At 70.8% G+C, this 20,115-nt stretch carries 11 protein-coding genes and 1 rRNA gene; 10 read left to right on the forward strand and 2 right to left on the reverse strand.

Annotated elements, in window-relative coordinates:
• Positions 1–86: ribosomal RNA gene (rrf, locus tag ACWEVP_RS44095) — 5S ribosomal RNA — on the forward strand; the annotation flags it as partial.
• 367 nt (positions 87–453) lie between these two features.
• Here the strand turns inward: rrf and ACWEVP_RS44100 are convergent.
• On the reverse strand, positions 454–903 hold the full coding sequence (locus ACWEVP_RS44100; RefSeq protein WP_452068561.1) for an Lrp/AsnC family transcriptional regulator: 450 nt from the start codon (positions 901–903) through the stop codon (positions 454–456).
• A 111-nt stretch (positions 904–1,014) separates the two neighbouring features.
• Here ACWEVP_RS44100 and ACWEVP_RS44105 point away from each other — a divergent pair, with 111 nt between their 5' ends.
• From ACWEVP_RS44105 to ACWEVP_RS44145, 9 genes are all read left to right on the forward strand, one after another.
• The gene (locus tag ACWEVP_RS44105) at positions 1,015–1,437 is read left to right on the forward strand and encodes a rhodanese-like domain-containing protein (protein ID WP_452068562.1); all 423 of its coding nucleotides are present in this window, start codon (positions 1,015–1,017) and stop codon (positions 1,435–1,437) included.
• Between the two features lie 15 nt (positions 1,438–1,452).
• Positions 1,453–2,202, forward strand: a complete 750-nt coding sequence (locus ACWEVP_RS44110) for a type 1 glutamine amidotransferase (protein ID WP_452068563.1) — start codon at positions 1,453–1,455, stop codon at positions 2,200–2,202.
• Between the two features lie 95 nt (positions 2,203–2,297).
• Positions 2,298–3,431: an anion permease gene (locus ACWEVP_RS44115; RefSeq protein WP_452068564.1), complete on the forward strand. Its 1,134-nt coding sequence runs from the start codon at positions 2,298–2,300 to the stop codon at positions 3,429–3,431.
• Positions 3,432–3,460: 29 nt separating this feature from the next.
• Positions 3,461–6,436, forward strand: a complete 2,976-nt coding sequence (locus ACWEVP_RS44120) for a bifunctional [glutamine synthetase] adenylyltransferase/[glutamine synthetase]-adenylyl-L-tyrosine phosphorylase (RefSeq protein ID WP_452068565.1) — start codon at positions 3,461–3,463, stop codon at positions 6,434–6,436.
• Positions 6,437–6,455: 19 nt separating this feature from the next.
• Positions 6,456–6,578 carry a hypothetical protein gene (locus ACWEVP_RS44125; RefSeq protein ID WP_452068566.1) on the forward strand — a complete coding sequence of 41 codons (123 nt, stop codon included), beginning with the start codon at positions 6,456–6,458 and terminating at the stop codon, positions 6,576–6,578.
• Positions 6,579–6,599: 21 nt separating this feature from the next.
• Complete coding sequence (locus ACWEVP_RS44130; RefSeq protein WP_452068567.1) at positions 6,600–7,031, forward strand: acyl-CoA thioesterase; 432 nt, start codon at positions 6,600–6,602, stop codon at positions 7,029–7,031.
• Positions 7,032–7,305: 274 nt separating this feature from the next.
• A complete protein-coding gene (locus ACWEVP_RS44135; RefSeq protein ID WP_452068568.1) occupies positions 7,306–11,439 on the forward strand; it encodes a LamG domain-containing protein in 4,134 nt (1,377 codons plus the stop codon).
• Positions 11,440–11,458: 19 nt separating this feature from the next.
• Positions 11,459–17,728 (forward strand): RHS repeat-associated core domain-containing protein, encoded by a 6,270-nt coding sequence (locus tag ACWEVP_RS44140; RefSeq protein WP_452068569.1) that lies wholly within the window; start codon positions 11,459–11,461, stop codon positions 17,726–17,728.
• A 9-nt stretch (positions 17,729–17,737) separates the two neighbouring features.
• Positions 17,738–18,358: a hypothetical protein gene (locus ACWEVP_RS44145; RefSeq protein ID WP_452068570.1), complete on the forward strand. Its 621-nt coding sequence runs from the start codon at positions 17,738–17,740 to the stop codon at positions 18,356–18,358.
• A gap of 91 nt (positions 18,359–18,449) precedes the next feature.
• On the opposite strand, the gene glnA is transcribed toward ACWEVP_RS44145, so the two are convergent.
• A complete protein-coding gene (gene glnA / locus ACWEVP_RS44150; protein ID WP_452068571.1) occupies positions 18,450–19,874 on the reverse strand; it encodes a type I glutamate--ammonia ligase in 1,425 nt (474 codons plus the stop codon).
• Between the last annotated feature and the right edge of the window lie 241 nt (positions 19,875–20,115).

A 20,115-nucleotide genomic window follows, 5' to 3' on the forward strand; every position in this document is an offset into this window, starting at 1 on the left:
GTCCCATTCCGAACCCGGAAGCTAAGCCTGACAGCGCCGATGGTACTGCAACCGAAGGGTTGTGGGAGAGTAGGACACCGCCGAACTCAACATAGAAAGGGCCCCGGTCGAGACGGACACCCGTCTCCCGGGGCCTTTTCGCATGCCCACGACACGAAAGCTAGCCGGCCGCGGCGCTCGCGACCAGCCCCGGCGGGGCGAGGCGACGCCGCGAGAAGGCCGGCATGGTGGCGAGCCCCGCTGCCGGACACCCTGCCGCCGGTTCGGTGCGCAGCCCGCAGGCCGAGCAACCGCCGCCCGGCGATGCGAGCCCCGCTGCCGGACACCGAGCCGCCGGACCGGCACGAAGCGGCCAGCCGAGCAACCGCCGCCCGGCGATGCGAGCCCCGCTGCCGGACACCCAGCCGCCGGTTCGATGCGGAGCCCCCGTCCGGCGACAGCCGCCCAACGGCCTCACGCCGAACGCGGCCGCGGTGCCGGCCGGCTCCGCAGCGGTGACGACAGCACCAGCGACGTCGTCGTCTCGCCGTACCGCTGCACCTTCTCCACCAGCGCCTCCAGCTCGGCCGTGTCCCGGCACAGCACCCGCAGGATCCAGCACTCGTCACCCGTGATGTGGTCGGCGGCGACGATCTGCGGCAGCGGCAGCACCGCCGTCCGGAACCGCGGCGTGTCCAGGCTCCGCACCCGGGCCCGCACCAGCGCCTCGATCGGCAACCCCAGCTTCGACGTGTCGACCCGGGCCGCGTACCCCGTGATCACGCCGCGCTCCTCGAGCCGGCGCACCCGCTCCGTCACCGCCGAACCGGACAGCGACACCCGGCGGCCCAGCTCCGAGAAACTGAGCCGGCCGTCCTCCTGGAGCAGCTCCAGCAGGTGCCAGTCGAGGTCGTCGAGGTCCACCGTGATTCTCCAGGGCGCGCGGGGCCAGAACCGGGAAATCCCCGGCCGGGCCGGGCTCCCACGCCGATTCTGCCCTGTGCCGGAACCCCCGCCACCAGCAGGATTTACCCCATGACACGCATCCTCGCCGTCCCCGCCCCGGCCCCGGAAGCCGCCGCCCGGTACTTCGGTGCCGAACTCGCCTTCGAGGTCGACCCCGACGACCTCGTCCGCGACCTCCGAGCCGGCCACACGGACGGCTACGTGATCGTCGAGACGCGGGCGCCCGAAGCCTTCGCCCACGCCCGGATCCCCGGCGCGGTCAACCTCCCCTACCGGGACATGACCGAGGAAAGCACGCGGCACCTCGACCCGGACCTCGTCTACGTCTGCTACTGCGAGAGCGTCAACTGCAACGCCGCCACCAAGGGCGCCCTCGAGCTCGCCCGGCTCGGCTTCCAGGTGAAACGGCTCTCCGGCGGCATCACCGCCTGGATCGCGGCCGGCTACCCCGTCGAGGGAACCGCCGCCCCGGGAATCCGCTGCGCCTGCTGACCTACCCTGAAAAGCGTGACACGACTGCTCATCATCCAGCCGGACGCGTCGGATCCGCTCGGTCCCCTCGGCGACTGGCTCACCGACGCCGGCGCGGAGCTGGACCTCCGGCTGCTGCCCCGCGACGGCCTGCCGGACGACCTCGACGATCACCGCGGTGTCGTCTGCCTCGGTGGCGGCATGGCCGCGGAAGACGACGCGAAGCACCCCTGGCTCGCCGACGTCCGGCGGCTGCTGGCGAAAGCCGCCACCCGGAAGCTCCCGACCCTCGGGATCTGCCTCGGCGCGCAGCTGCTGGCCGTCGCGACCGGGGGCCGCGTCGAGGTCGGGAAGGACGGGCCCGAGGTCGGCCCGCACCTCGTCAGCAAGAAGGACGCGGCGTGGACCGACCCGCTCTACGCCGACCTGCCGCTGATGCAGGACGTCCTGCAGTTCCACAACGACGCGATCACCCGGCTCCCGCCCGGCGCCGAGCTGCTCGCGTCCGCGCCGCGGTACCAAAACCAGGCGTTCCGGTTCAACCGGTGTGTCTACGGTGTCCAGTTCCACATCGAGACGACGCCCGCCGTCGTCGAGAGCTGGGCAGCGGATGAGCCCGAGATGGCGGAATTCGCCCGTCCGGGCTCACTCGAGCACGACGCGTTGACCACAGTGCACTCGGACATCGAGGAAACCTGGCGCCCGTTCGCGCAGCGGTTCGTCCGGTTGGCCGCCGGGGAGCTGGAGCCCGCCGCCGAAAGTCAACGGTCCTTACCGCTGGCTTAACAGCGGGGATCACAACGAGCAACAGCCTGTTAACGCCAGGCGTCACCCTTCAGGTACCTCGCGGGAGGAGTCCCCACAAGGGTTCGGAGGTCGGGGTGGAGCCCTCGTTGCTGGTCGTGATCGTCGTAGTCACGGCCCTGGTTTTCGATTTCACGAACGGGTTCCACGACACCGCGAACTCGATGGCGACGTCGATCGCGACCGGCGCTCTGAAGCCCCGCGTCGCCGTCGCGATCTCGGCGGTGCTGAACCTGGTCGGCGCGTTCCTGTCGGTGGAGGTCGCCAAGACGATCTCCAGCGGCCTGGTGGACGACACGAAGATCGGCCCGTCGATCGTCTTCGGCGGGCTGATCGGCGCGATCGTCTGGAACCTCGTCACGTGGTTCGTCGGCCTGCCGTCCAGCTCGTCGCACGCCTTGTTCGGCGGCCTGATCGGCGCCACCTGGATCTCGGCGGGCACCGATTCGGTCCACTTCGGAAAGATCGTCGAGAAGGTCCTCGTCCCGGCCGCGGCGAGCCCGGTGATCGCCGGGGTCGTCGCGATGGCCGCGACCTACCTCGTCTACCGCTTCCTCGTCCGCGGCCGCCCGGCCACGCGCGGGTTCAAGGTCGGCCAGGTCGTGTCGGCGTCGCTCGTCTCGCTCGCGCACGGCACCAACGACGCGCAGAAGACCATGGGCGTCATCACGCTCACGCTCGTCACCGCCGGCAGCCTGCCCGCGGGCGCGGCGCCACCCGTCTGGGTGATCATCAGCGCCGCGTGCGCGCTCGCGGCCGGCACGTACCTCGGCGGCTGGCGCATCACCCACACCCTCGGCAAGGGGCTGACCGACATCGAAGGCCCCCAGGGCTTCGCCGCCCAGACGAGCTCGGCGCTGGTCATCCTGATCTCCTCGCGGCTGGGCTTCCCGCTGTCGACGACGCACGTGTGCTCCGGCGGGATCGTCGGCTCCGGCGTCGGCCGCCGGGAAGCGCCGGTGCGCTGGCGGATGGCCGGCCGGATGGTGATCGCGTGGCTGTTCACGCTGCCCGCGGCCGCGATCGTCGGCGCGATCTCCGGCAAGATCGCCTCGCTCGGCACCGCGGGCACCATCGCTGTCGGCCTCGTCGGGGTGGGGGTCGGCGTCGGGATCTGGCTGCTGTCTCGCCGGCACCCCGTCACCGCGCACAGCTTCCAGGTGCCCGAACCGACACCCGCCGGAACCGAACCGGGTCGGCTGGCCGCCTGAGCCGAGCCCGCGGGATACGGTGGTCGGTGATGGCAGACCGCGCGCGAACGACCGCTTCGGCGGCGAGGTACGGCTTCACCGACTCCCGTGCCGAGGGTCAGTTGCGCGCGGCCGGCTGGTGGGCCGACACCGGCCCGGTCGCGACCGCCACCGACGTCATCGCGGCGCTGTCCCGCGCCGCGGACCCGGATCTCGCGCTGCGCGGGATCGACCGGATCCGCGAGGCCGACGCCGGCGAGTGGACCCGGCTCGAGGAGCAGCTGCGCGCCAACCGGACCTTCCGCGGCCGCCTGCTCGGCGTGCTCGGGACGTCGAGCGCGCTGGCCGACTTCCTCGCCGCCAACCCCGGGCAGTGGCAGTCGCTCCTCGGCGACAAGTGCACGGATTCCGCCTGCTACCGGGAAAACCTGCGCACGGCGCTCGTGCGCGACGACGGCTCGGTGCGCACGGGCACCGAGGCCGAGCAGGCCCTGAAGGTCGCCTACCGCGGCCAGCTGCTCGGCATCGCCGCCGCCGACCTCGGCCACTTCGTCGAGGCCGGGCTCGAGCACCCGCACTACGCCGAGGTCGCGGCGCAGCTGACCGAGCTGGCCGAGGCCGCGCTCGCCGCCGGGCTGATCGTCGCCGAGGCCGAGGTCGGCGCGTCCGCCGAAGGCACGCTGGCGATCATCGCCATGGGCAAGTGCGGCGGCCGGGAGCTCAACTACGTCAGCGACGTCGACGTCATCTTCGTCGGCGCCAACGACATCGGCGTTTCGACGCGGCTGGCCAGCACGATGATGCGGGTCGTCGACCGGGCGTGCTTCGAGGTCGACGCCGCGCTGCGCCCCGAAGGCAAGGCCGGCGCGCTCGTCCGCACGCTGGAGAGCCACCAGGGCTACTACCGGAAGTGGGCCAAGACCTGGGAGTTCCAGGCGCTGCTGAAGGCGCGCCCGGTGGCGGGCGACGCCGAGCTCGGCCGCCAGTACGCCGAGATGGTCGCGCCACTCGTGTGGTCGGCGGCCGACCGCGAGAACTTCGTCGGCGAGGTGCAGCAGATGCGCCGCCGGGTCGAGGGGCACGTGCCGTCCGAGCACGCCGAGCGCGAGCTGAAGCTGGGCCGCGGCGGGCTGCGGGACGTCGAGTTCGCCGTCCAGCTGCTCCAGCTGGTGCACGGCCGCATCGACGCGGACCTGCGTTCACCGTCCACGATGGACGCGCTCGCGGCGCTCGGCGAGGGCGGTTACGTCGGCCGGCAGGACGCGGCCGAGCTGGGCGCGTCGTACGAGTTCCTGCGGATGCTCGAACACCGGCTGCAGCTGCGGCGGCTGCGCCGGACGCACCTGTTCCCCGCGACGTCCGACACCGCCGAGCTGCGGATCCTCGCCCGGGCAAGCGGGATCAAGGCGAGCGGCGGCAAGAGCCAGGGCGAGGCGCTGCTGGCGGAGTTCCGCAAGCACGGCAAGGGCATCCGGCGGCTGCACGAGAAGATCTTCTACCGGCCGCTGCTGCAGTCGGTCGCGAACGTGCCGACCGAGGCGCTGCGCCTGACGACCAAACAAGCCGCCAGCCGGCTGGCGGCGCTCGGCTACACGGCGCCCGACGGCGCGCTGCAGCACATCAAGGCCCTCACGGCGGGCGTCTCGCGGCGCGCGGCCATCCAGCAGGCCCTCCTGCCGGTGCTGCTCGACCTGCTGGCCGACACCCCCGACCCCGACGGCGGGCTGCTGTCGTACCGGAAGGTGTCGGAGGCCCTGGAGGAAACGCCGTGGTACCTGCGGGTCCTGCGCGACGAGGGCACGGTCGTGGAGAACCTGGCGCTGCTGCTCGGCACGTCCCGGCTGGTGCCCGACCTGCTGGTCCGCGCGCCCGAGGTGCTGCGCCTGCTCGGCGACCCGGCCCGGTTGCTGGGCCGCACGCCGGCCGAGGTGGCGACGTCGCTGCGGGCCGCCGTCCGGCGTCAGCCGGGGTTGAACGCGGCGGTCGCGGCCGCGCGGTCGTTGCGGCGCCACGAGCTGCTGCGGGTCGCGTGCGCGGACCTGCTCGGCCTGCTCGACGTGCCCGCGGTGTGCGAAGCGCTGTCCTCGGTCTGGGTCGCGGTGCTGCAGGGTGCGCTGGCCGCGGCGTTCCGCCAGCGCCAGGCGGAGCTGGGCAAGACGCCGGCGCGCATCGCGGTGATCGGGATGGGCCGCCTCGGCGGCGCCGAACTGGGCTACGGCTCGGACGCCGACGTCCTCTTCGTGTGCGAGCCGTCCGAAGGGGTCTCGGACGCCGACGCGGTGCGGTTCGCGTCGTCGGTCGCGGAGACGGTCCGGAAGATGCTGGGCGCGCCGAGCTCGGACCCGGCGCTGGAGGTCGACGCCGACCTGCGGCCGGAGGGCCGGAGCGGCCCGCTGGTGCGGACACTGGAGTCCTACCGCGCGTACTACGCGCGCTGGGGCGAGGTGTGGGAGGCCCAGGCGCTGCTGCGCGCCCGGTTCGTAGCGGGCGACGACGACCTCGGGGAGCGCTTCATCGCGATGATCGACCCGATCCGCTACCCGGAAGGCGGCCTGGACGCGACGAAGGCGCGGGAGATCCGCCGCATCAAGGCGCGGGTGGAGACGGAGCGCATGCCCCGGGGAGCGGACCCGACGCGCCACACCAAGCTGGGCCGCGGCGGCCTCGCCGACGTCGAGTGGACGGTGCAGTTGCTGCAGCTCCAGCACGCGCACTCGATCCCGGAGCTGCGGACGACGTCGACGCTGGAGGCGCTGGCCTGCCTGCCGCCGGCGGGGTTGGCGACGGAGTCCGAAGCGGACTCGCTGCGGGAGGCGTGGCTGCTGGCGACCCGGGTGCGCAACGCGGGGATGCTGGTCCGCGGCAAGGCGGTCGACGAGGTCCCGGGCTCGGGCCGCGACCTGGCGGCGGTGGCGAGGGTGCTGGGCCAGTCCGCGGCGGACGACCCGGGCGAGTTCCTGGACACCTACCGCCGCATCACCCGCCGGGCGCACACCGTGGTGGAGCACCTGTTCTACGAGGCGTGACGCTGTCCGGGTGCGGCCAATGGCCGCAGCCGACCGCCGGGGGGCGTACACCCGCTGCGGCTCGCGGCTGCCCGTGGACTACGACCGCTACGGCCCGTGGGTCCGGGTCGGCAAGACGAGCACGGCGGTCCAGGTGCACTGACCGGTCGCTTACAGTGGGCCGGTGACCGATCGCGAACCGTTCCGGACCCGGATCAAGGTCCGGCACTACGAGCTGGACACCCTGGGCCACCTCAACCACGCCGTTTACCACTCCTACGGTGAGGTTTCGAGACTGGAGCTGTTCGAAGCGGCCGGCGGGCTCGAAGGGTTCAAGAAGGCGAACCTGGCTTCGGTGCTGCTGGAGACCCACGTGGTGTTCCGCCGCGAGCTGCGCGCGGGCGACGAAGTCGACGTGACGTGCGAAGTCAAGTTCGGCAGCGGCAAGACGTTCAAGATGGATTCGAACATCCTCAAGCTCGACGGCACGCTGGCGGCGGAGATCACCTGCACGCTGGGGCTGATGGACCTGGAGCGCCGCAAGCTGGTGGCGGACCCGCGAGCGCGGTTCGAGGCGGCGGGCGCGGACCTGAAGCTGATGTCGGCGGCGGAATAGCGATCCGCCCGGCGGTACGCTGCGCGCCGAACCGGGGACTGTCCGCATTGAACGAACTTGCCGGCTTTTCCGCTTCGGGCCCGGCTGGTGCATTTGGTCTATTTACCTACGCCGTTCCATAGCGCAGAGTGCTTCTGTCGAGCTGCTTGAAGCAGCTCATCGAGTCCTGGGGGGCGTGGTGGGGGACGCGCGGGCAAAAATGCTGCGTGCATTTTTGGCGGTATCGGTCGCTTTTTCGTCACTTGCCGTCGTAGCGGCGGACACGGCGGCCGCCGTGCCCGATCGGGTGGCGGACGAAAACGGCGCTCTCGCGGCGGCCCGGACCGGGCACAAACCGGTGCTGGTGACGTCGAAACTGACCGAAACCGACGAGGTCTGGGCGCAGCCGGACGGCACCTTCACCTGGCGCCAGTTCCTGCAGCCGGTCCGGGTGAAACGCGGAACCGGGTGGGTCGACGCCGACCCGTCGCTGGTCGTCCGGCCGGACGGGTCGATCGCCCCGAAGGCCGCCGCGGTCGACCTGGCCCTGTCCGGCGGCGGCACCGGCAGCCCGCTGGCCCGGGTGGGCCGCGACGGCGCCGAGGTCGGGTTGCGGTGGACCGGCGCGCTGCCGGCGCCCAGCGTCGACGGCCCGACCGCGACCTACGCCGAGGTGCTGCCCGGGGTGGACCTCAAGGTCACCGCGAACGTCACCGGGTTCTCCGAGGTCCTCGTGGTCAAGGACCGGGCCGCGGCCGAGCGGGTGACCAAGGTGGACTTCGGGTCCTACACCCGCAACACCAAGGTGGACAAGGGCACGGGTGACGCGCTCCGGGTCACCGACGGGAGCGGCCGGGTCGTGTTCCACGGCAACGCGACCCGGATGTGGGACTCCAGCGGATCGGCGACCCCGAGCGAACGCCTGACCGGCATCGGGGAAGGCGTCCGGTCGGCGGTGATGGGCACCGAGGTGACCGCGGACCGCGTGTCGATCGTCCCCGACCAGGGCTTCCTGGCCGACCAGGACACGAAGTACCCGGTGTACCTCGACCCGGAGTACACGTGCAGCGGCGCGCTCTGGTGCGGCAAGCAGCACCACGTGGTCGTGCAGTCCGGGCATCCGGACGCGCCGAACTTCGACGCGACCGGCGGGGACCTCGGCGACCTCAAGGCGGGCTACGAGACCTCCGACTCCGCGGGCGTCTCGCGCACGTACTTCCAGATGAACACCGCGCCGATCATCGGCAAGAAGATCCACTGGGCCAACGTCAACACCACCCTGCTGTACTCCTGGTGGGGTGCGGGCAGCGCGACGTCGACCCAGCTGTACCTGGCGAACTGGGTCGACGGTGGCACGACGTGGCGCAACCAGCCCGGGTGGGGCGAGTTCCTCGGTTCCAGCAACGCCGTCAACCAGAGCAAGGCCCCGAACGTTTCGGCCGTGTTCGGTGCGACGAACGCGGCGGTGTACGCCGCCGCGAACGGCTGGGGCACGACCACGTTCGTCCTCAAGGGAGAGCAGGAGGGCAACACCACCTCGTGGCGCCGGTTCGGGCTGAACCCGTACCTGGAGGTCAACTTCGACTCGTACCCGAACAACCCCACCGGGCACAGCATGCAGAACGGCGCGGTGCCGTGCGTCAAGGGCGCGAACCGGCCGTGGATCGCCACCGCGACGCCGCAGCTGCAGGCCCAGGTGTCCGATCCGGACGGTGGCAGTCTTTCCGTGCTCGTGGCCACCTCCCAGGGCCCGTACGGCCAGGACGTGGCGAACACCTACCACGACAACGGCGCCGGCCGGTTCTCGGTCGCGTCCGGCGGGACCGCGCAGTTCACCGTCCCCAGCGGGTGGATCGGCTCGGACGGCATCGCCAAGTGGGCGATGCGGGTCTCCGACGGCGAGCTCGATTCGCCGCGCTGGGACTGGGACTGCGAATTCGTCGTGGACAGCAAGGCGCCGCTGGCGCCGACGCTGACCCGGTCCGGAACACCGCCGTCGCTCCAGGGCGACCCGGCGAACTTCACCCTGAGCGTGCCGATGGCCACCTCCGGCCTGTTCGACATCGACCGGTTCGTCTACACCACCGACGGCAGTGAGCCCTCGACCCAGGGCTCGCCGAGCGTGCCGGCGACGCAGGCGGGTGACGGCACCGCCACCGCGGCGCTGTCCACCACCGCCGTGAACGGCAACCAGAACCTGGTCCGCGTCAAGGCTGTCAACAAGGCCGGCACGCCGGGGGCCAACGCCGTCTGCGGCGCCGGGCTGATCACCAGCGGTACCGCCTGCGTCTACACCGTCGCGCCGTTGACCCCGGAGAAGGGCCTGAAGGGCGCGTGGGGCATCGACGACACGTGGGGCACCACGTCCGCCGACAACGTGGCGACCCTCAACCCGGGTACCACCGGGCACCCGCTGAGCCTGAACGGCGACTCGCGATGGGCGCTGGGCTACAGCAAGGGCAACGGCTGGACGCAACCGGAATCGCCGGACGCGAAGGACGGCACCAAGGGCGGCATGGGGTTCGGCAGCAACACCGGGTTCCTGTCCACCTCCGGGCCCGTCCTCGACACCACCGGGTCGTTCAGCGTGTCCGCGTGGGTCAACATGACGGACACCAGCAGCTGGCACGGTGTGGTGTCCCAGGACGGCGGTACGTCCAGCGGGATGTTCCTGGAGTACTCCCAGGAGGTGAACCGGTGGACGTTCAACCTGCCGGGCTGCGACTGCGGCGACCCGTACAACCCCCGGGTCGTCTCGCAGCAGCCACCCCGGTTGAACGTCTGGACGCACCTCGCGGGCACCTATGACGCCAAGACCGGCGTGGCCACCTTGTACGTCGACGGCGTCCAGCAGAACAGCCTGGTCCGGTCCGCGTGGGCGGCGACCGGCCCGCTGACCGTCGGCGCGTTGAAGTGGAACGGCACGCGAGCCAGCTTCTTCCCCGGGCGGATCGACGACGTCCAAGTGTGGCAACGGGTGTTGTCCGCCGGGAACGTGCACGACCTGGCCACCGCGTCGGTTTCGCGCGCGGGACTCGGGCTCGCCGAGGGCGCGGCCGGGCTGCTGGCGACCGGCGCGACGGGCGACCAGGCGAGCGGGAACTACGTACCCGCACCGGTTCCGTCGCTGCAGGGGTACTGGAAGTTCGACGAGGGCGCGGGCACGGCCGCGGCCGACGCGAGCAACAACGGCGGCGGCTACGCGAACAACCCCTTGACGTTGAACGGAAGCGCGACGTGGACCCCCGGCAAGTCCGGTGCCGCGGCGTACTTCCCCGGCGGTGTCGGCAACGACGCCACGTCGGCCGGGCCGGGCGTGGACACCTCGAACTCGTTCACGGTGTCGGCGTGGGCCAAGCTGGACGACCTCACCGGGTACTACTCGGTGCTCGGCCAGTCCGGGACGAACGTGCCCGCGTTCATGATGCGGTACTCGCCGGACGTCAAGGCGTGGATCTTCGGCATGAACCCGTCGGACGACACGGCCGCGCTGGCCGGCACCCAGTGGGCCTACCTGGACAACTCGGTGACGCAGGCCGGCCAGTGGACGCTGCTGACCGGTGTCTACGACAACGACACCAAGCAGATCCGGATGTACGTCAACGGCAAGCCGGCCGGCCAGCGGAAGTTCACCGGCACGCCGTGGAACGCCGCCGGCCGCGTCACGGTCGGCCGCTACGAATACGGCACCTCGGCCGCCTACTTCAAGGGCGCGATCGACCAGGTGCAGATGTGGCAGCAGGCGCTGACGCCGAGCCAGATCGCGGGCCTGGCCGGTCTGTCCTATTCGGACAGTGTGTGGAACATCAACGGCGCCAACGCGGGGACCCCGCACGGCACGGTGAGCGAGGTCGCCGGCAACGGCGCCGCGCGGGCGCAGTTCGCCGGCAACCAGGGCAACGACGTCGCCCTGGCCCAGCCGGATTCGTTCCGCACGGACCAGTCCTACACCTTCGAGGCCTGGGTCAAGTCGGACACCGACGACGACGTCACCCGCGCGGTCTTCGGCGGGAGCGGGGCCCAGTTCACCCCGTTCACCCTGGGCTACCGCAAGGACAGCATGCCGCAGGGCAAGTGGGCGTTCGGGGTGTCGTGCAGCCAGACGTCCGGCTGTTTCGACCTGGCCGTCAGCGACGCGCCCGCCGCCCACCGGGTGTGGGTGCACCTGGCCGCCACCTACGACCTGAGCACGAACACCGCCTGTCTGTACGTCAACGGCGTCAAGCAGTCCACCTGCGTCACACCCCGGTCGGCCTACCAGGGCGACGGAGTGCTGGTCGGCCGGGTCCAGTGGAACGGGGTCGCCGCGGACCCGTGGCTGGGCGGCATCGCCGGGGTGCGGCTGTACTCCGGCGTGCGGACCGCGGTGCAGATCCAGTCCGACCGCACCGCCGACGACCCGGGCCAGCTGTTCGGCGCCGTTCACTGAGGTCATGGGGGACCCGATGATGCGTAGAACGTTGACCGCGGTCCTGACCGCGGTGGCCATGGCCGGGTCGGGCGCGTCGGCGATCGCCGCGCCGCCGGCCGCCAAGGGCTGGCACGGCCTGGGCTGGGACCTGCCCGAGCTGCAGGCCGCCAAGTCGGTGCCGGGCACGGTGGGCACGATGCGGCCGGAGCGGCCGGCCGGCATGAAGCCCGCCGGCGCGCCGGCGGCGGTGTGGCCGGCCGCGACCAGCGCCGAGGTGGACCTCGCCGCCCCGGCCGGGAAGGTGGCGGGCCGCAACCGCCAGGCCGGCAGGGTCCGGGTGGAGACCCTCGACCACGGCGTGGCCGAGCGCGCGGGCATCCGGGGCACGTTGACCCGGATCAGCCCGGTCTCCGGTGACACCGGCGGTCCGATTTCGGTCGGCCTGGACTACTCGGCCTTCGCCGGTGCGTACGGCGGCGACTACGGCCGCCGCCTGCACCTGGTGTCCTACCCGGACTGCCTGCTGACGACGCCGGACGTGCCGGCCTGCCGCACCGGCACACCGGTCGAATCGGCGAACACCGGGGCCAAGGAGGTCAGCGGCGACGTCGTGCTGCCCAGGACGGGGTCGATGCTTCTCGCCGCCGAGGCGGGCGGCACCGGCGGCGGTGGCGACTACACCGCGACCCAGCTGTCCCCGGCGGGGGCGTGGACGGCGGGTGGGTCCAGTGGTGACTTCTCGTACACGTACCCGATCGCGCTGCCGGACGCCCCTGGTGGGCACATACCGACGCTGAAGCTGGCGTACTCGTCCAGCATGGTGGACGGGCTCACGTCCGCGACGAACAACCAGGCGTCCTGGGTGGGTGACGGCTGGACGGTGAACGTCGGCGGGTTCGTCGAGCGCTCGTACAAGTCGTGCGCGAAGGACCTCGGCGGCAACAACGGCCAGCGCAAGACCTACGACCAGTGCTGGGCCACGGACAACGCGACCCTGTCGCTGGGTGGTTCCACCACCGACCTGGTCAAGGACACGGCCACCGGAGCGTGGCACCCGCGGCGCGACGACGGCTCGAAGGTGGAGAAGCTCACCGGCGCCACGAACGGCGCGCTGAACGGCGAGCACTGGAAGATCACCACCAGCGACGGCACGCAGTACTTCTTCGGCCTGAACCGGCTGCCCGGGTGGGGCGCCGGCAACCCGGAGACCCAGTCGGTGTTCACGGCGCCGGTGTTCGGCAACAACGACAACGAACCGTGCCACCAGCAGGACTTCGCGAACTCGTGGTGCCAGCAGGCGTACCGGTGGAACCTCGACTACGTCGTCGACCCACACGGCAACGCGGTCACGTACTACTACCAGCCCGAGACGAACTACTACGGGCTGAACATGAACGTCACCGGTCCCGGGACGGCCTACACCAGGGCGGGGTACCTGACGCGCGTCGAGTACGGCCTGAACACCGGGGCCGGGGGCGTGTACGCGCAGGCACCCGCGCGGGTCACGTTCGACGTCACCGAACGCTGCCTGCCCTCCGGCTCCGTCACCTGCGACCCGGGCCAGCTCACGGCGACGACCGCGAAGTCGTGGCCGGACGTGCCCGCCGACCAGATCTGCGCGCAGGGTGCCAAGTGCCCGACCGTGTCGCCGACGTTCTTCTCCCGCAAGCGCCTCACGACCATCACCACCCAGGTGCCCGACGGGTCGGGCGGCTGGAGCAGCGCGAACAAGTGGGCGTTGACGCAGTCGTTCCCGAACACGGGCGACGGCAACAGCCCGGCCCTGTGGCTGGACAGCGTCACGCACACCGGCCTCGCGGGCGGCAGCATCACGTTGCCGCCGACCACGTTCACCGGCACGGCGATGGCCAACCGGACGCACGCGAACGCCGCCTACACCGGGCTGAACCGCAACCGGATCACGTCGGTCACCGGCGAACTCGGTGGCGTCACGACGGTCACGTACACCGCGCCGGACTGCCAGTCGGCCACCCCCGCTCCCGAGTCGAACACGACCCGCTGCTACCCGGTCCGATGGACACCGCCCGGCGCCGACGACCCGGTCCTGGACTGGTTCAACAAGTACCTCGTCACCGACGTCTACGACGACGGCCGCACTTCGCTGTCGGCGCAGAAGCGCACGCACTACGAGTACGTGGACGGCGGCGCGTGGCACTACGACGAGAACTACCTCGGTGAGGCCAAGGACCGGACGTGGTCGATGTGGCGGGGCTACGGCCAGGTCGTGACCACGTCGGGCAACCCGGACGACCCGGCCGGCCCGCGCGTCGCGACCAGAACGTACTACCTGCGCGGGATGAACGACGACAAGCAGCCGACGGGCAGCCGGTCGGTGTCGGTCCCGAACTCGCTCGGCGAGTCCATTGTGGACCGCAAGCAGTTCAACGGCATGACGCTGGAGTCGCAGACCCTGCTCGACGGCAACGTCATCGCGACGACCGTCAACGACCCGTGGAGCACCGACGCCACCGCGACCGACCTGAACGGTGTCCAGTCGTTCGTCACCGCGACGGCGGTCGTGCGGGTGCGGACGCGGATCGCCGCGCTCGACCAGTGGCGGACCAACCGGACCACGACCGCCTTCGACAACTCCGGGTTGCCGACGTCGGTGCAGACCGAAGGCGACACGGCGGACCCGAAGCAGACGACGTGCACGCGGACGACGTACGCGCGGAACACCGGCGCGTGGATGTTGTCCTACCCGAGCGCGGTGCAGACCGTTTCCGGGCCTTGTGCGGACTCGAATCCCGCGAGCAGCGAGAACATCGTGTCGGACTCGCGCAACCGCTACGACGGCGGGGCGTTCGGTGACCCGCCGGTCACCGGGAGCGTCACCCAGATCGACACCGTCGACTCGTGGCCCGCGGGTGGCCAGGAGACCTGGCAGATCGCCGACAAGAAGACCGGCTACGACACCTACGGCCGGACGACGTCGACGACCGACGCCAACGGGCGGACCACGACCACCGCGTACACGCCGGCCACCGGCGGCCCGGTGACCCAGGTCGCCACCACCGGTTCGCCGGTGGTTCCCGGCGGCGCCACGATGACCACCTTGGACATCAGCGACCCGGTGTCCGGCCAAGTCGTGACCAAGGTGGACGCGCCGGGGATGCGGACCGAGTTCGGCCGGGACGCGCTCGGCCGCGTGACGGCGGTGTGGAAGCCCGGACACACCCGGCAGGGCCCGGCGGACAACACGTTCGCCTACACCGTGAGCAACACGGCCCCGAGCGTGGTGGCGACCGGGCGGTTGCTGGCCTCCGGGCAGTACGCGACGGACTACGGCATCATCGACGGCCTCGGCCGGACCGTGCAGACGCAGGCGCCCACGTCATACTCGAAGGGCGGCCGGGTCGTCACCGACACGCTGTACGACTCGCAGGGCCGGCCGTGGAAGAAGCACAACGCGTACTGGAACGCGGCGGCACCGGCCGGCGATCTGCTGATCGTCCAGGACAACGCCGTCCCGAACACCACCCTCGCGTCCTACGACTCGGCCGGCCGGACGACGGCGTCGATCTTCCTGAAGAACGGCACCGAGCAGTGGCGGACCACGACCGCCACCGACGGCGACCGGGTCACGACGATCCCGCCCACCCCCGGCACGGCGTCCACTGTGGTCACCAACGGCCTGGGACAGAAGGTCCAGACCCTGCAGTACAAGGACCGGGCGCACACGGCCGCGGGCGACCCGGCGGACGTCACGTCGTACACGTACTTCCCGTCCGGCGCGCAGGCCACGGTGACCGATGCGACCGGGAAGAACACCTGGTCGTTCGGCTACGACCTGCACGGCCGCAAGGTCACCCAGACCGACCCGGACGCCGGTACGAGCACCACGGCCTACGACGCCGCCGGGCAGATCCTGTCCACGACCGACGCCCGGGGCCGCAAGCTCGTCTACACCTACGACGGGATCGGTCGCAAGACCGCGACGTACGAGAACTCCACCGCGGGGACGAAGCTCGCCGGCTGGTTGTACGACACCCTGCTCAAGGGGCAGCTGACCAGTGCGACCCGGTACGCCGGCGGCAAGGCGTACGTCAGCGCGATCGCCGGGTACGACGCCGGTGGCCGGCCGACCGGGACCACGGTGGTGATCCCGCCCGGGGAGACCGGGCTGAGCGGTACGTACACGTTCCCGATCACCTACGACCCGAACACCGGCCAGGTCGCCACGGTGACGTCGCCGGCCAAGGGCGGACTGCCGCAGGAGACGGTGTACCGCGGGTACGACGCGCTCGGCGCCCTCACGACGAGCTCGGCCGCGACGCCGTCCGGCACGTCGACCACCCTGGTGTCGGAGACCGACTACAACCCCTTCGGCCAGGTGCTGCGGACCAACTACGCCGCGGCCACCGACCCGAAGCAGGTGTCGACCACCAACACCTACGAGGACGGCACCAACCGGTTCGCCTCCACCCTGACCGTCCGGGCCACCACGACGAACAACGTGGTCACCAACCGGACGTACGGCTACGACCCGGCCGGTGACATCACCAAGGTCGCCGACACGCCGACGGCGGACAACCAGTGCTTCGGCTACGACTACCTGCAACGCCTGACGTCCGCGTGGACACCGTCGTCCGGGGACTGCGCGGCGGCGCCGACCACGGCCGGCCTGGGCGGCTCCGCGCCGTACTGGAAGGACTGGACGTTCGACGTCACGGGCAACCGGAAGACGCAGACGCAGCGGACGACGGCCGGCACCACGACCACCACCTCGTCCTACCCGGACCCGGGCTCGCCCCGGCCGCACGCGCTGTCGTCCACCTCCACCACCAGCCCGGGCGGCACGACCACGGCCGAGTACACCTACGACGCCTCGGGCAACACCCTGACCCGCGGCGCCCGGGGATCCACTTTCGACAGTGAAGGACACCTGGCCACCGAGACCGACCCGGCCGGCAAGGTCTCGACCTACCTGTACGACGCCAGCGGCAACCGGCTGATCACCCGGGACCCGACCGGGACCACGCTGTTCGCCGGCGACCTGGAGCTGTTCGTGCCCGCCGGATCGTCCACGGCGAGCGCGACCCGCTCGTTCGGCCACGGCGGGCAGATCGTCGCCCGCCGGACCACCGCCGGCCTCTCGTGGCTGCTGAACGACCACCAGGGCTCCACGCTGACCGTCATCGCGGCGGCCACCCTGGTCGCCACGGCCCGGTTCAGCGACCCGTACGGCAACACGCGGGGCACCCCGCCGTCGAGCTGGCCGGACAAGCACGGGTTCATCGGCGGCTACTCCGACACCAGCGGGCTGGTGCACCTCGGCGTCCGGGACTACGACCCGTCGCTGGGCCGGTTCATCAGCGTCGATCCGGTGCTGGACCAAAAGAACCCGCAGCAGTGGAACGGCTACGGCTACGGGAACAACACGCCGGTCACCCAGTCCGATCCCACCGGCGCGGAGCCGCACGGCGGCCCGTGCATGCAGGTGGGCAACCAGTGGATACGCAGCGACGGGTACTCCTGCTCCCAAGGCGACGACCAGCCGTGGTCGAACTGCCCGGGCTGCGCGTCCACCGCCACCACCGGCACCGGCCAGGCCACGCAGAACAACCAGCCGGGCACCGGCCGGGACCGCACGACCCGGCACAACCAGGCGCAGGCCGTGGCCGTCGAGGTGATCAGGCAGCAGGCGGCGGCCAACCACGTGCAGGGTGACGTCATCACCAACATGAGGGTGGACAACGCGAGCAAGAAATGCCTGTACAAGAACGAGCCGGGGGCGGATTGCACGTACGGCATCCCGGACATCGTGTTCCGCGACTCGTCCACGGGCACGTACTGGGTCTGGGAGGTGAAGTCGGCCAGCCAATACGCGAAGGCGCAGTCGGAGGCCCAGTGGTACGTCGACATGATCCGGGCCAACGGCGGTTCCGCGGTACTGGGCTGGGAGATCGGTGGCCCGTACCCGGTGCCCAACAAAGACCTGGTCGCGGGGCCCGCACCGGGCGCGATCGTCTACGGCAAGCCGAAGGACAAGAAGTACGAGAAGGCGACCGAGCCGATGAGTTCGAAGACGGCCACGGAGACCAGGGCGGCTCCGCCCGAAGCGGTCCCCGGGCCTGAGCCGGGCACCTACTACCAGGAGGGCGTGGGAACCCGTCCGCTGTGCAACACCGACTGCAGTGCGCCGACGGAGAAGTGGGTGTTGGGGGGCATGGTCGTGATCGGCGGGGCCGCGGTCGTCGCCGGTGCCGTGGCGGCCGCGCCCGAGGTGGGTGGGGCCGTGGTGATCACGACCCTGACCCAGGAGATGTTCGAGCTGGCGGGTTAGGCTGCGGTCATGGGCGATCTGGTGGACGAGCTGCTCAAGCGGCAGGTGACCCCGGTGCTGAAGGAAGCGGGTTTCAAACGCTCCGGGGCCGCCTACCGCTTGGCGGCGGAGAACGGGGACGTGGCGATCGTCGACGTCCGCCGCTGGACCACCGACCCGGCGGTGGACGGCTTCCAGCTGTCCCTGTCGGTGGCCCCGTTGCCGTACGTCGAGTGGCTCAACCGCAACCGCCCGGAGCGGATGGCCAAGCCACGCGGCCGCGAACACGCCCTGCTCCAGTGGACGCTGAAGGCACCCCCGGAGTGCCACCTGGCCCCGGACGCGACGAACACGGTGTGGGCGCTGGCCGGTGAGCCCGATGTGGACACCGTCGGCGACGTGCTGCGGCGAATGCTCGCCGGCGATGTGCCGTGGCTGGTGTCCCTGTTCGACCGCGAAAAGCTGTGCGCGACGATCCAGGAGCGGTACGCGGACTTCAACATCCCCCTGGAACGGCACGTGGCGCAGGCTGTCCTGCGGTCGGCCGAGGGGCCGGCCGAGGAGGTGGAGCGGCTGCTCGCCGCCGCCAGGACCCCGGTGCTGCCGGCGTTGCGGGAGTGGATCACCGCGCGCCTACCGCAGGTCGCCTGACCCGAGCGGTCGCGGCGCGGAGACGAGAAACGGGACGGCGGCCGGGGTTTCCCCTCGACCGCCGTCCCGTGTTCGTGGGCGGGTTACCCGATCACACGTCGTAGTACAGGGCGAACTCGTACGGGTGCGGGCGCAGGCGCAGCGGGTCGATCTCGTTCTCGCGCTTGTACGAGATCCACGTGTCGATCACGTCCGGCGTGAACACGCCGCCCTCGAGCAGGTAGTCGTGGTCGGCCTCGAGGGTGTCGAGCACCGTGCCCAGGTCGCCCGGGACGAGCTTGACGTCCTTGGCCTCCTCGGGCGGGAGCTCGTAGAGGTCCTTGTCGATGGGGTCCGGCGGCTCGATCTTGTTCTTGATGCCGTCGAGGCCGGCCATCATCATCGCCGAGAACGCCAGGTACGGGTTGCCCGAGGAGTCCGGGCAGCGGAACTCGGCGCGCTTGGCCTTCGGGTTGTTGCCCGTGATCGGGATGCGGACGCACGCCGAGCGGTTGCGCTGCGAGTAGACCAGCGAGACCGGGGCCTCGAATCCCGGGACCAGGCGGTGGTAGGAGTTCACCGTCGGGTTCGTGAAGGCCAGCAGGCTCGGGGCGTGCTTGAGCAGGCCGCCGATGTAGTGGCGCGCGGTGTCCGACAGGCCGGCGTAGCCCGACTCGTCATGGAACAGCGGCTGGCCGTCCTTCCACAGCGACTGGTGGCAGTGCATGCCCGAGCCGTTGTCGCCGGCCAGGGGCTTCGGCATGAACGTCGCCGTCTTGCCCGCCGCGAACACCGTGTTCTTCACGATGTACTTGAACAGCTGCAGGTCGTCGGCCGCGTGCAGCAGCGTGTTGAACTTGTAGTTGATCTCGGTCTGGCCGGCGGTGCCCACCTCGTGGTGCGCGCGCTCGATCTCGAAACCGGAGTTCGTCAGGTTGCGGACGATGTCGTCGCGCAGGTCGGCGAAGTGGTCGACCGGCGGGACGGGGAAGTAGCCGCCCTTGAACTTCGTCTTGTAGCCCTGGTTGCCGCCGGCCTCGTCCGCGCCGGTGTTCCACCAGCCCTCGATCGAGTCGATCTCGTGGAAGGAGGCGTGCTCGGCGGAGTCGAAGCGGACCGAGTCGAAGATGTAGAACTCGGCCTCGGGGCCGAAGTAGACGTTGTCGGCGACGCCGTACTCGGAGATGTACTGCTCGGCCTTGCGCGCGATGTTGCGCGGGTCACGGCTGTACGCCTCGCGCGTGAACGGGTCGTGCACGAAGAAGTTGAGCGCGAGCGTCTTCGCCTTGCGGAACGGGTCGATCCGGGCCGTCGCCGCGTCCGGGAGGAGCAGCATGTCGGACTCGTGGATGGACTGGAAACCACGCACCGAGGAGCCGTCGAACGCGAGACCCTCTTCGAATGCCTCTTCGGTGAAGGCCTTCGCGGGGACCGTGAAGTGCTGCATCACGCCGGGCAGGTCGCAGAACTGGACGTCGACAACTTCGACGTCCTCGTCGGCGATGAGGCGCTGGATGTCGTCTGGAGTAGTGGGCACCCTCGGTGACTCCTTCTCGTTCGAGCTCGTACGGCAGTGCTCTCTTCGGCTCACGCTAAAAGTGCGGTGTTGCCCGACCGTCACCCGTATGTTTCGCCAGTGTTAACGGGTGGTCGATATCGGGTATCCGACCAGGTCGGATGTGTTCCACGCCACCGGCATACCCTAGACGGGTGGCGAGATGGACCGGTGAATGGCTGCCCGGCACCGGCGACGGTGGTCAGGGCACTGATCAACAAGG

Source organism: Amycolatopsis sp. NPDC003865, from assembly GCF_053605345.1.

What these genes read in the sequence shown, in the direction of transcription:
- ACWEVP_RS44140 (WP_452068569.1), top strand. Translation starts at nt 11,459, where the DNA reads ATGCGTAGAACGTTGACCGCGGTCCTGACCGCGGTGGCCATGGCCGGG.
- ACWEVP_RS44120 (WP_452068565.1), top strand. Translation starts at nt 3,461, where the DNA reads ATGGCAGACCGCGCGCGAACGACCGCTTCGGCGGCGAGGTACGGCTTC.
- ACWEVP_RS44145 (WP_452068570.1), top strand. Translation starts at nt 17,738, where the DNA reads ATGGGCGATCTGGTGGACGAGCTGCTCAAGCGGCAGGTGACCCCGGTG.
- ACWEVP_RS44125 (WP_452068566.1), top strand. Translation starts at nt 6,456, where the DNA reads ATGGCCGCAGCCGACCGCCGGGGGGCGTACACCCGCTGCGGCTCGCGG.
- ACWEVP_RS44105 (WP_452068562.1), top strand. Translation starts at nt 1,015, where the DNA reads ATGACACGCATCCTCGCCGTCCCCGCCCCGGCCCCGGAAGCCGCCGCC.